This is a genomic window from Lactococcus sp. DD01 (genome assembly GCF_001578715.1).
Taxonomy (GTDB): Bacteria; Bacillota; Bacilli; order Lactobacillales; family Streptococcaceae; genus Lactococcus; species Lactococcus petauri.
Genome location: NZ_KQ968939.1, coordinates 952533 through 965410 on the forward strand (window position 1 = coordinate 952533; position 12878 = coordinate 965410).

Genomic DNA, 12878 nt, shown 5'->3' on the forward strand with positions numbered 1-12878 from the left:
TTTATTTCTTCTCACTTTCTTGATAAAGTACTCCTGCAACAGTACAAGCAACAGGGGTTAAAATTTGCTCGCTTTGCTGTATATTTCCGTTAGAGTCCACGAGATTTTCCTGATTATCTTCAAGTTTGAAGAAAGTCAAATCGCCATCTTTTCCCACTTCTAAACTTCCTTTATTTTTTAGACCAAAATTTTTAGCTGGAGCAGTTGTCACAGCTGAAATTAATTCTTCTAGTGAGTAACCTACTTTTAAAAGCTTTGATAAAGTTGTCGCCAAATCATAAACGGGGCCATTTTTACGGTTACGGATATAGATATCTGTTGAAATACTTTGTGCCCTTATTTCTTCCTCCCTGGCAACTTGCGCAACTTTGAAGTTAAAGCTGTCAGTGCCGTGACCGATATCGAAAACAATCCCTTGACGATAAGCTTCTAGGGCAAAGTCTTTAATTTCTCCGTCTGTAGCTAGAATCCCATTTTCCTTGCCATTAAAGCAATGCGTGACAATATCTCCTGCTTCTAGCTCTTTTAAAATATCCTCAAGTTTTGGTGGCGCAGAGCCAATATGAACCATCAGGGGCAGCTTCACTTTACTTTGCAGTTTTTTCGCCATTTGTAAGGGGATGATACCATTTTGCCCAATAACGGTCTTCGACATACGCGCTTTGATACCTACAATGAAGTGAGGTAGTTCTTGAATACACGCGATATTTTTTACCTCATCAATGAGTGACAAATCCGAAAGTTCATCCTGAGTGACGATACCCTTTTTAGAAATATTAAGCAGGGCGAAGACATTTGTTTTAGCTTTTTCTGCAAGCTTATAGAAATCTTTGATATTGGATTCCCCTGATGATCCTGCATCAATGACTGTAGTTACACCTGTAGTTATCCCGATTTCATCTGGATAGTCATAATACAGGTCCATCTTTTCAAAGCAATGGACATGAGAATCAATCCAACCGGCAGAAACATAGGCGCCCTTTGCATCAAAAACTTCTTTAGCTTGACCTTGTAGACTCTTAGCTAGGTCAACAATCTTGCCTGACTTGACTGCTATTTCTAAAGGATTTCCTTTGATATCTCGGGCATTTTTAACAAGTAAATCAAACATACTAAATCTCCTTAACCTTGAGCAACGACAGGGAAGAAAGCTCCCATAATCATTGCACCAAGGATTGCGCCACCAGCAATTGGTTTATCCCATTTGTAAAAGATAATTGCTCCAATAATCGAGCCGATACCGACAGGAATTGATGCAGATGTCGCATACAAAACGATAAGTGGACCCAAGAACCGCCCTGCTGCATTTCCAGCTCCCATCATGATATCTGCTCCGAAAGTTGCTTCACCTGAACCTAAAGTAAATTTACGAATCAAGATAATCACACCCCCGATAATGGCTCCGATAAGCCCCCCCTGTGAGTAAAGCGAGCGGGAAACTATCAACAGGACCTGTAATCCCTGCAGCCAAAAACATGGCTGGAATACCAATACCGACACCTGTTAAAATTGAGCCGCCTAAGTCTAAAATCCCGACCAACGAGCCTTCTAAAACACGCGCAAAGAGAAAGCTTGCTCCAAAAGCTGCGGCTGCACCATAGGATTCGCCATCTAAGCCTGCTTTTAACATGGCAACAATCGAAACTTCATTAAAAGCACCAACACCATAAGTGACATACATGTGTGTGCCGGCGAATACGGCTGCTGCCATAATAGCCACCAAGATTGGGAAAGCCCAATCCGCAAACCAAAAACCCTTTTCTTTCATCAAATCATTTTCTTGCATTATATTTCCCTCACTTTATCTTACTGTTACTAAATCATGTAAATCTTCAAGCCAAACTGGATGCGGCAGGTTAAACTGATCCAAAGCCTGCAAATCAATTCCACGGAAGAAAGCAGAGAAGATGAACAAGAGAATAACTGCAACAAAGATAATCTTCGTCAACTTACTCCACCCGCCTTCATCTACGCCTTTACCGATAAGGATACCCAAGACAACACCTGGTACTGCATTTCCCATGATAAGTTGAGCAATACCACCAAATAAGGTTGCCCAAAACCCTGTACGTTTTCCTGCATCTAGAGCTGCCAACCAGAAAACAATCGGCATAACAAAGTTGATCAGCATTGTCGCCGCAGGAACTAAGACAGCGACAGCAGAAACTTTTAATCCTTCAGGAATAGCAGTCGCTGTCGAGTTCAAGAAAGTCACGACAATAGCACCAAAAATTGCGCCGGCAATCGCCATTTTCTTTGGGCTATGTACCGTTTCTTCAACATTTTTATTACGTGCGAGGAGCGAAGCAGCTGCCCAGTTGGGCAAGATACGGTGGGTAACATCCTGCGTAAAAGCTCCAGCACCAACGGCAGAAGCCCAAGCATTGAAGAAGAAACCCAAACCAAATGAGAAATGAGATGCGGCATCCCCTTCGCAGGCATTCATTTCTCCCATGGTTCGAAAAGCACCCAAACCTTGCGTTGTCGGAATGTGAAACATTCTTGCTGCACCCATTCCGGCTGAAAAACCGAGTAAACCACCTATGACAAGTGATTTTAAGATGACGATAATATCCATAAGATAAACTTTCTCCTTTTAAATAACTTTATTAATGACTGGAATTTTTATTCCTTGAATTTCGTGTGGTGCTTCTGTAAAATGAACGCTTCCCATTTCAATCATCTGCATGTCAACAAGCACTTCCAAGGTAACCTGAAACTCTACTTTTTTCCGCGGCATGAAGAAGAAGAAAAATTTTTCTGTCCATTCTCTTTTTTGTGCCCTGATGACTCTTATATCATTTGGCTCAATTCTTAGTAAGACATCTTTATTATTTTTAATAATTTCAGTTTGTATCTTACTCAAAGCACTGGCAAAGGCGGCTTTTTTCGAGTTTCCTTTTCCTTCCACAACCACTCTTTTTTGTACTTTCAACATATTTATTCCCCATGTTTTTTCTTATAAGCTTCAGTCAAAGCCATCCCGAGCTCTTCTGTATCCATGAAGCCAAAGCCTAAAACTTGGATGCCTTCTTCAATAGCTGTCACTCCCTCTTGTACAGAACGCATGCCATGACGTTCACTGTAACCATATTTCGTCGCTGCTGTTAAAGCACCTGCTCCACCTGAACCACAGAAAGACAATCCCATGTCAGCATCTTCTTTTTTCATGACATCACCAAGGCGCATATCCGCCGCCATCCCAGGAATGACGAGAGCTTCCCCCCCTGCAGCTTCGATACCTTTGGCAATGTTTTGCCCCTTACCCATACGATCTCCAATGACGATTTTTACCATTTTATGTTCCTCCATTTTTATATTAATTAATATTTCCTAAAACATTTTCCACGTGGATAGCGATAAGGAAAATTTCACTCTTATCAAGAATTTTGATGCTATCCGCAACTTCTTGAGCAAGCTGCATCGACTGCTCACTCAAATCGGCAAAGAGGCTGCTGTCCATTTCTGGCAACCTCTCACCAGACAAGTGACGCGCAATAACGGCGTCAAAGTGATTGATCATTACTTTCCATTGCAGTTCATTTGGTGTAAGCTTTTCCCTAAAAAAATTTTTTTCAACATCTTTTAAAAGCATTCTTAATGTTTCAACTTCTCCTGAAATATGCTGTTCCAGAAGATATTTTTCTACTGTTCTCATTTATTCCTCTCTGACTCTCTTTTGAAATATTGCGTCAGCGCAAAAATTTCTGAATCATTTATTTCTAATTCTCGTGTAAGAAAAATTTTCTTTACTTGAGTTGTAAATTCTTCATCTTCTAACTCTCCAAATTCTTGGTATTGTTGGTCAAACATAACTCTATTCACCATCAACAAGACATGTAAAAGAAATCCTTCTCTATACTCTGGTTGCAATTTATCTCTAAGAAGCAAAGTAAGTTCCTCATATATCATATAGCCGTTGAATATAACATTTCGACTGAGTTCCTCGTTTTTTGCTTTATCCTTCTTGGAAAACTTGTCTCCTACGCTTCCTATACCTGCATTGAGTAATAAATTAACTTGTTCTTGTATAGCAGCAATATCTGATTTACTTACCAATGCCTCTACTTCAATAATAGGTACAGAAATATTTTCAATAGGAAAAACTGATATTACTAAATCTGGTTTTAACTTATTAACAAATCGACGGCAATTAATAACTGAAGCGAAGCCTACAATATCGATGCCTTGAACTTCTTTTGCAATTTTTTGCTGTATAAAAGAAGCCACTCCTACTCCGGTAGAACAAACATACAATACTTGAATTTTCTTCCCTGAATGAGTATTTTTATCTTTAGAAGCAATAAAATGTAAGGCCACATAAGCAACAAATGAATCATCAAAATCAAAATGAAGAGACACATAGTGTTCCAAAGCTGTCTTTATTGCCAGGAAAATCTTTTCTTGTTTTTTCTTAATATCCTGCACAAACGGATTATATTCATTGAGGTACATATTCTCTTTGGAGAAGCGTAAAGAAAAATGGGTATAAAGATTTTGAAATAGTTGTGAATCCCTTTCGAAGTTCATCTCCATTTCTTGGCTTACCTCTGCCATAATATGTGTTGTAAGAGCTCTCACATCTACTTTGTCCATATTTGTTTGTTCACTCAAGATATACCGAACTTCTTCCCTTGTCAGTTCAAATCCAAAATGCTTATAAATGTGAGCAAGATACAATTTCAAATCACTATCCACAGATTTTAAACTTTCAGAAATTTGAAAAGTCTTATTTATTCTCAGCCTAGAAATAGATAAACATACTCGAATGATTAAGGAAAAAATAGCATAATTATCTACTTCTTTCGTTAAACGTGTGAAGTATTTCGTTGTATATCGAACAACTTCTTTATAAACTACTTGAAGTGCTTCATTTGAAATTATTGAAGATTCTTCATCGTACTCATCGCCCATTTCAACGTGTGCTATTAGACTTGAAATATCATAATTTGTAAATTCTGTCTGTAAAATACTAGACAATAAATTTCGCACCCGTATTTCATCCCCTGAGAGAGTATAACCATTTTTATTTCCTTTTATATGTACAAGAAATTCTTTAATTTTTTTCTCCAAAATTGAAATATCACTAAAAATTGTGCTCTGACTTACCCCAAATTTTTCAGCCCAATAATTACTTGTGATGGGTTTTTCCGATAAAAACAAATCCAATAAAATTTGATTCGCTCTTCTCTTATGATCCATGAAAGAAGAAAAACGCTCTGTGGACTGTAGAAAATCAATGAATTCCCTTTTCTTTTTTTCATTAATCTCTAGAAAATATCCTCTTCCTCTTTGCGAAATTAATTCTTCTCCTTGAGATAAAAGATAATCCTTAATCGCAGCTATTTCATTTTTGATTGTCCGTACAGAGATTCCAAATACCTCTGCCAATTCATTGGACGTGGAAGGACTCTTAGCCTTGAGTAAATAAAGCAAGATGTTTATTTGCCTCAAAGACAATTTTATTATCATAATTCTCCTTTCTTTTCTCTCTGCGATATTCGCTTTATATTCATTATAGTTAAAAGAAACCAGAAAGAAAACACAAAATGTATGCCCTTTCATTAGTGCAATATTTTATAATTCTTCCTACTTAAACAAAAAAAGACAAGTTTTACCTTGTCTTTTTTATTTACTTATTTTCTCTCGATGACTGCTTTAATTTGAGATTAACGACTAAAACAATACTGACAATGACCAGTAAAAACCATGAAGACATTTTCCCAAATCCTACGAGATGCCAGGTTTCTGCTTGATTAGGATACCGGTAAGCATTAAAAAATGAAGCAATATTTTCAGCTATGTAGATAAAGAAGCCAATCAGAGCAAAAGAGAAGAGTGCCTTCATTTTATATCTTTTTCTTCCATTAATACAAAAAGTGAACTGAGTGCGCCAAAAGATTAAGACAATAGCCAGAATAATAAAATACCGTAAATCATGGAAGAAATAATTGGCAAAAAAGTTCAGATACAAAACTGTGGATAAGCCAAAACTAAGCCCTGATGGCGGCCAATATTCCACATTTAGCTGTAACTTTTTCCACGATTGAACAACATAACTCCCGACACTGGCATACATAAACCCCGAGTAAAAAGGGACATTCCAAATTTTTAAGTAAGCCGGCTCAGGGTAGGTCCAACTATGGCTGATATTGACTTTAAAAATCTCTAAAATTAACCCTAAGATATGAAACAAGCAAATAATTTTTAACTCTTCAAGTGTTTCAAATTTTAATTTAACCATCAAAACTTGAAACACAAGTAAAATCACAAAAATTAAATCATAACGTGGGATATTGGGAAAAGTCAATCCACGTGTTATCGCTAAGGTAGCAAAAACGGCAAGTGGAAAGAGACAACAAGCGGCTTGGATTTTTGCAAAGTTGAAAAGCAAGATCGCACCGTTTTTTAAACCATTCATGTCCTTATTTTAGCATATTTTCATCTGATAAAAGCAAGCGCAAAAAAACTCCCATCTTGGGAGTTTCATCTTATTTTAAGAGTCTTAAAACATTCAAGATAGCTATGAGTGTTACTCCAACATCTGCGATAACTGCTTCCCACATCGTGGCAATACCAAAGACCGCAAGGATGAGGAAAACGGCTTTTACACCAAGAGCTAAAATGATATTTTGGACCACGAGTCGTTTAGTTTTCTTGGCGATTTTAACAGACTTCGCAATACTTGATGGTTTATCTGTCATTAAGACCACGTCAGCTGTTTCAATCGCAGCATCAGAGCCTAATCCCCCCATCGCAAAACCGATATCAGCACGCGCAATAACTGGTGCATCGTTAATTCCATCACCAACAAAAGCGGTAAGGCCATCACCTTTATCAAGTACTTTCTCTAATAAAGTAACTTTATCCTCCGGTAAAAGATTGGCATGATAATCCGTGATGTTCAGTTTCCCAGCAACCTGAGCGGCAACTTTTTCACTATCGCCTGTCAGCATCGTTTGGGAAATGTGAAGCTGGTTCAAAGCCGCAATTGCTTCTTCAGCATCTTCTTTAAGGACATCCGCTACAAGGATAACACCTTGATATATACCATTTTTAGCAACATAAATCAAAGAACCTAAGGCGTCGCTTTCGGTAAAGTTAACGTTGTACATTTTCATCAGTTTTGCATTTCCGACAAGAATCTCATCACCCTCATAGATTGTACGTGTACCATGACCTGAAATTTCTGCCGACTCTGTTACATTTACTGTATCTAAGTTTTGATTTTCTTTAAGCGCAAGTCCCAAGGGATGGGTGGAGTTAAGTTCACCGATAGCTCCCAGATAGAGCAAATCTTCTCGTGCAACATCTTCTGCAGGGAAAACTTGAGTAACTTTAAAGTTCCCTTGTGTCAACGTACCTGTTTTATCAAAGAGCACGTGTTTTATCTTGGTCATAGCTTCAAGGTGATTACCCCCTTTAACTAAAATACCGTTTTTGGATGCGGCGCCAATCCCAGCAAAGAATCCAAGGGGAATGGAAACTACCATCGCACAAGGACACGAAATAATTAAAAACGTAAAGGCGCGTGTTAACCAGTCTGACCAATCTTGCTGGAAGAAAAGTGGGGGTACTAGAGCGATTATCGCTGCTGCAAATACCACAACTGGAGTATAGTAACGTGCAAATTTTGAAATGAATTGTTCAGTCGGTGCTTTATTTTCTTGAGCATTCTCAACGAGATTTAAAATTTTAGATACTGATGATTCCCCAAACGTTTTTTCAACCTTGATCTCCAGCAGACTATTAATATTCAAAAAACCTGAAAGAACTTCTTCTCCCTTGCTCACCTCACGTGGCAGTGATTCGCCAGTCAAAGCTGCTGTATTAACGCTTGATTTTCCCGATAATACAAGACCATCAAGTGGTACTTTTTCTCCAGGCTTCACTTGTATAACTTCACCGATATTGACTTCTTCTGGAGACATATCAATAAGTTTTCCTTGTCGCTTAACAGTCGCAACTTCTGGTCGAAGGTCCATCAAAGCTGTGATTGACTTTTTACTGTTCCCAATCGCACGATCTTGGAAATATTCTCCGACTTGATAAAAAAGCATAACAGCGACTGCTTCAGCATATTCTCCTAAAGCAAATGCACCGACAGTTGCAATACTCATGAGGAAGAATTCGTTAAAAATATCTCCTTTAAGCAATTGTTTGATTGCTTTGAGCAAAACACTGTGCCCAATCAACAAGTACGTTAAAATGAAAAGTGGGGTTTTAAACTGTGGTGTAAAGTCTAAAAAGCTTAAGGCGGCCAATAATAAAGCGGTGATAATAATGATCAACAGCTCATATCTGCCTTCTTCTTCACTTTCATCTAAACTCACATTTAGATGTATTGTCGTGTTGCAACAGGCAGGGTCTGAATCGTCAGAACTCCCTGTGACTTCTGAGCTACTTGAGCCCTCACTCTCTTCAGCAGTAGTAAGAGCTGCTTTGGCTTTGTGATTGAGGCAATTACATGTACCTTTTACACAGCGTGCATCATGTGTTGCCTTGTTTTGAGTAGATTTAAACATATGAAACTCCTTTTATTTTATATATGTATCACAATGGATATCTTCTGTTGGTGACCAGTGCATTGACTCAACTGTAGCATCAATGACTTCTAGTAAATGGTTAAGCTCAGGGGTTGTCAAGGAATAATAAATATATTTTCCTTCTTTGCGACTTGTGATTAACCCACAATCACGCAAACATGATAAATGTTGCGAGAGATTAGATTGTCCTGATTTAGTTTTATTAAGTAGTTCTGTGACTGTCATTTCCTTTTCACGTAATGCTTCAAGGACATTAAGCCTTGTCGTATTAGATAAGGCATGAATCACTTTTTGACGTTTTTCGGTTAAATTCATTATTCATCTCTTTATATTAGTTTGTACTAATATGTTATCAAACTTACTCACATTAGTCAATACTGAATTGTTTAAATCTATTCAAATCTAAATTTTTTGTACAAAAAAATCCTAAACGAAAGTGTTAGGATCTTATTATTTTTACAAACCAAGACGTTCAAAGATGACATCTACACGTGACAAATGATAATTATAATCAAAAGCTGCATCAATATCTTCATCTGTCAGTTTTTCACGGATTTTTTCATTGCTTTCTACCAGTGGGCGGAACATGATTTGTTCATCCCAAGCTTTTGCTGTCAATGGTTGAACCAAATCGTAAGCTTCTTCACGTGTCATTCCTTTTTCAATAAGCATAAGCATAACATGTTGACTATATATCAATCCAAAAGTTGCATCCATATTACGCTTCATATTTTCTGGGAATACAGTCAGATTTTTAACAATATTACCAAAACGGTTTAACATATAGTTGATTAATTCAGTTGTATCTGGGGTAATGATACGCTCTGCCGAGCTGTGTGAAATGTCACGTTCATGCCACAAAACAACATCTTCCATGGCTGTCACGACATGTCCACGAATAACACGCGCCAAGCCAGTCATATTTTCAGAACCAATTGGATTACGTTTGTGTGGCATTGCTGAGCTACCTTTTTGACCTTTAGCGAAGAACTCTTCTACTTCGCGTTGTTCTGATTTTTGAAGACCACGAATCTCTGTCGCCATACGCTCAATCGAAGTCGCAATCAGTGCCAGTGTACTAAAGTATTCTGCATGTAAATCACGGGGTAATACTTGTGTCGAAATCTCTTGTGGACGAATTCCAAGTTTGCCACATACATATTCTTCAACAAAAGGTGGGATATTGGCAAATGTACCTACAGCACCAGAAATTTTACCCGCTTCAACCCCTTTAGCTGCATGTTCGAAACGCTCGATATTACGCTTCATTTCAGCATACCAAGTTGCTAATTTAAGGCCAAAAGTTGTTGGTTCTGCATGGACACCGTGCGTACGTCCCATACATACAGTGTACTTGTGCTCACGCGCTTTATCAGCAATAATTTCCAAAAAGTTAGCCAAATCACGGCGGATAATATCATTAGCCTGCTTGTAGAGATAGCCATAAGCTGTATCTACAACATCGGTTGAAGTAAGTCCATAGTGTACCCACTTACTTTCCTCGCCAAGTGTTTCAGAAACAGCACGCGTAAAGGCAACCACATCGTGGCGCGTTTCTTTTTCAATCTCCAAGATACGATCAACATCAAAACTTGCTTTTTCACGAATTTTTTTTACATCTTCTGCTGGAATTTCTCCGAGTTCAGCCCAAGCTTCATCCGCAAGAATTTCGACTTCAAGCCACGCCTTATACTTGTTTTCATCCGACCAGATTGCCGCCATTTCTGGGCGACTGTAACGATTGATAACCATAGTTCCTCCAAATTTCTAACTTACTATAAATTATACCATTTTGGAGAAATTTTTTCGGGAATTTCTCTAATATTCTCAATTTATTGACGGAATATGTGGAAAAGACGAATGTTAAGCTTCTAAGGCATCAAGAACATCCAGCATCTGAGGTAATGTCAATTGCCCGGGAGCACTTCCTTCTTCCTTATCGAGTGCCACAAAAGTCCATACAGATCCGGTCAAACCTCCGGCAACGCGGGAAATTTTACCCAGTTCTCCCATTGCAATACCGATAAATTTTGGTCCATATTCCATCGTAAAATCACGTGTAATCTGTAGCAAATCCAAAACATCACACTCGCGTTGTGCCATAATCGCCACTTTTACAAAGCCTGTTTCTTCTCTTTGCATTTTCATCATTCGAGCAGTTAAATCTGTAGGTGACTCGAAAAAGTTATGATAAGACAAGACAATTTTTTCTTTAAATTCAAGTAGCTGTGGTAAGGCTTTTCGATAGGAAAAATATTCAATATCAATATAATCTGGGTCAAATTTGGCTACTTTTTTTAAAAGAGTGACATAATCTTTTTTAGAAATGGAGATATTGCCGCCTTCATTGGCTGTGCGTACAGTAAAAAGAAGGGAAAAATCTTTAAATTTCTCAAAGATAAAAGGCGCAGCCTGAAGAATGCTTTCTATATCTCCCAAAAAATCCGCCCGCCATTCAATAATGTCAGCCTTTCTGTACTTTTCTACGTTTAATTCCTGTACTTCCGCCACTGTTGTCGGAAGAACGGGTACTACAATTTTCGTTTTCCTCATATTTTAAGTTTAGCACACATTTGCATGCGTACCAAACATAATCCTGAACGTCACTGAAGATATTTTTTCAATTGAACTAAATAAAAAATTCCTGAAAAACAGGAATCTATATCTCAATTGCGGGAGCAGGATTTGAACCTACGACCTTCGGGTTATGAGCCCGACGAGCTACCTAGCTGCTCCATCCCGCGCTAATAAAAATGGAAGAAATTTGAACTATCCCAAAGTCACGCTATAACTGAGTGGACGAGATCTTCCATTATGGATGTATCCAAATGGTACGCCTATTGTAACACACTTTTAGCTAAAGTCCTAATCTTGCACTTTAAAATAAAAAAAGCACTCCCAAGAGTGCCTTATCATTATGCTTTAGTAATGTTTGATGCTTGAGGGCCACGTTGACCTTGTTCAATATCAAATGTAACTTTTTCGCCTTCTTCAAGTTTACGGAAGCCATCGCTTTGAATTTGAGTGAAGTGTGCAAACACATCAGTACCATCTTCAGCAGTGATGAAACCAAAACCTTTAGAGTCGTTAAACCATTTTACAGTTCCTTTTGTCATAGTATATATTTTCCTTTCGTCATATTTGTAAATCATTATGTGAAAGAAAACATTAAAAATATATAACTTAGACTAAATTTACCTCTTAATAGTATCATGCTTTGTCCAGAAAGTCAAATGGCTTCTCCTCACCATGCGTAAAGTCGTGCTATCCCTCAATCTTGGAGCTTATAAAAAAAAAGATACGTCACTGTATCTTTTTCTTTTTATTTTGTCGAACCACGATTAATGATTTGATGAGCGAGGATCAATTGGTTTTCCTCAACTTCTTCCTTGTGCATAAGTTTTGTCAACAAACGCATTGAAACTGCACCCAAGTCATAAAGCGGTTGATTGACAGAAGTCAAACCTGGGTAAGTGTATGCTGTAATCGGGCTGTTTGAACCTGCGATAATTTCGAAATCTTCAGGTACTTTGATACCTTTTGAGAGCAAAGCATTGAGTAAGCCAACTGCTACAGTATCATAAGACACGATGGCAGCATTAATTTTCTTGGCAAGCATTTGTTCTGCTAAAGCTTGTCCATTTTCAAAAGTGTAATTACCTTCAAACACAAGTGACTCGTCAAAATCAATGCCAGCTTCATTCAAAGCTTCTTGATAACCAACCATACGTTCTGTATTTTCAACTTCTTCTAAAGAACCTGACACAAAAGCAATACGTTTATTGTTTTTTGCCAGTTCAGCAGTTGTTTGGTGTGCTGCAAGATGATAATCGATATTTACAGATGACATTTGTTTGTCAACATCAATCATTCCAGCAAGAACAATCGGTGTACGGGTTGATTTAAGCTGTTTACGAACTTTTTCTGTCATGAAGCTGCCCATATAAACAATACCATCAACTTGCTTAGAAAAGAGACTTTCAATAACTTTAAGTTCTTTTTCTTCATCACCATCACTATTTGCGAGAATGACATTATACTTGTACATTGAAGCAATATCATCAATGCCTCGAGCGATTTCAGCAAAATATGGCGACGTGATTGTTGGGAGAACAACCCCAACTGTCGTTGTACGTTTGCTTGCCAATCCACGTGCAACCGCATTTGGACGGTAGTCCAATTCTTCAATTGCATCAAGGACTTTTTGACGTGTTTTCTCTTTGACGTTGGCGTTACCATTGACTACACGACTTACGGTAGCCATTGACACGCCCGCAACTCGAGCAACGTCATAAATTGTTGTTGTTGATTCTTCCATTCTTTTTAAACCTC

At 38.1% G+C, this 12878-nt stretch carries 13 protein-coding genes, 1 tRNA gene and 1 pseudogene; all 15 read right to left on the reverse strand.

The window, feature by feature from the left end; all coding sequences use genetic code 11:
- Position 1: 1 nt before the first annotated feature.
- Positions 2 to 1111 carry an amidohydrolase/deacetylase family metallohydrolase gene (locus LACDD01_RS04625; RefSeq protein ID WP_061413422.1) on the reverse strand — a complete coding sequence of 370 codons (1110 nt, stop codon included), beginning with the start codon at positions 1109 to 1111 and terminating at the stop codon, positions 2 to 4.
- 11 nt (positions 1112 to 1122) lie between these two features.
- Positions 1123 to 1786: pseudogene (locus LACDD01_RS04630) on the reverse strand (DUF4310 family protein).
- A 15-nt stretch (positions 1787 to 1801) separates the two neighbouring features.
- Positions 1802 to 2578, reverse strand: coding sequence for a DUF4311 domain-containing protein (locus LACDD01_RS04635; RefSeq protein ID WP_061413424.1), 777 nt, complete (start codon positions 2576 to 2578; stop codon positions 1802 to 1804).
- Positions 2579 to 2596: 18 nt separating this feature from the next.
- Positions 2597 to 2938, reverse strand: coding sequence for a DUF4312 family protein (locus tag LACDD01_RS04640; protein WP_061413426.1), 342 nt, complete (start codon positions 2936 to 2938; stop codon positions 2597 to 2599).
- 2 nt (positions 2939 to 2940) lie between these two features.
- Positions 2941 to 3297 (reverse strand): SFCGS family glycine-rich protein, encoded by a 357-nt coding sequence (locus LACDD01_RS04645; protein WP_061413428.1) that lies wholly within the window; start codon positions 3295 to 3297, stop codon positions 2941 to 2943.
- A 22-nt stretch (positions 3298 to 3319) separates the two neighbouring features.
- Entirely contained in the window at positions 3320 to 3658 is a 339-nt protein-coding gene (locus tag LACDD01_RS04650) for a PRD domain-containing protein (RefSeq protein ID WP_061413431.1), read from the reverse strand.
- The gene (locus tag LACDD01_RS04655) at positions 3655 to 5472 is read right to left on the reverse strand and encodes a BglG family transcription antiterminator (RefSeq protein ID WP_197458032.1); all 1818 of its coding nucleotides are present in this window, start codon (positions 5470 to 5472) and stop codon (positions 3655 to 3657) included. The genes LACDD01_RS04650 and LACDD01_RS04655 overlap by 4 nt, the downstream gene beginning before the upstream one ends.
- 160 nt (positions 5473 to 5632) lie before the next feature.
- Positions 5633 to 6421: a DUF817 domain-containing protein gene (locus LACDD01_RS04660; RefSeq protein ID WP_061413435.1), complete on the reverse strand. Its 789-nt coding sequence runs from the start codon at positions 6419 to 6421 to the stop codon at positions 5633 to 5635.
- Between the two features lie 70 nt (positions 6422 to 6491).
- Positions 6492 to 8525, reverse strand: a complete 2034-nt coding sequence (locus LACDD01_RS04665) for a heavy metal translocating P-type ATPase (RefSeq protein ID WP_061413437.1) — start codon at positions 8523 to 8525, stop codon at positions 6492 to 6494.
- A gap of 12 nt (positions 8526 to 8537) precedes the next feature.
- Complete coding sequence (locus LACDD01_RS04670) at positions 8538 to 8861, reverse strand: ArsR/SmtB family transcription factor (RefSeq protein WP_019291983.1); 324 nt, start codon at positions 8859 to 8861, stop codon at positions 8538 to 8540.
- 141 nt (positions 8862 to 9002) lie between these two features.
- Positions 9003 to 10298: an adenylosuccinate lyase gene (gene purB / locus LACDD01_RS04675; RefSeq protein ID WP_061413439.1), complete on the reverse strand. Its 1296-nt coding sequence runs from the start codon at positions 10296 to 10298 to the stop codon at positions 9003 to 9005.
- Positions 10299 to 10409: 111 nt separating this feature from the next.
- Entirely contained in the window at positions 10410 to 11099 is a 690-nt protein-coding gene (gene aroD, locus LACDD01_RS04680) for a type I 3-dehydroquinate dehydratase (RefSeq protein ID WP_019293764.1), read from the reverse strand.
- A gap of 117 nt (positions 11100 to 11216) precedes the next feature.
- Positions 11217 to 11290: transfer RNA gene (locus tag LACDD01_RS04685), tRNA-Met, on the reverse strand.
- Positions 11291 to 11461: 171 nt separating this feature from the next.
- Complete coding sequence (locus LACDD01_RS04690; RefSeq protein ID WP_003135419.1) at positions 11462 to 11662, reverse strand: cold-shock protein; 201 nt, start codon at positions 11660 to 11662, stop codon at positions 11462 to 11464.
- 206 nt (positions 11663 to 11868) lie between these two features.
- Positions 11869 to 12864, reverse strand: coding sequence for a catabolite control protein A (gene ccpA / locus LACDD01_RS04695; RefSeq protein WP_019293765.1), 996 nt, complete (start codon positions 12862 to 12864; stop codon positions 11869 to 11871).
- Positions 12865 to 12878 lie beyond the last annotated feature (14 nt).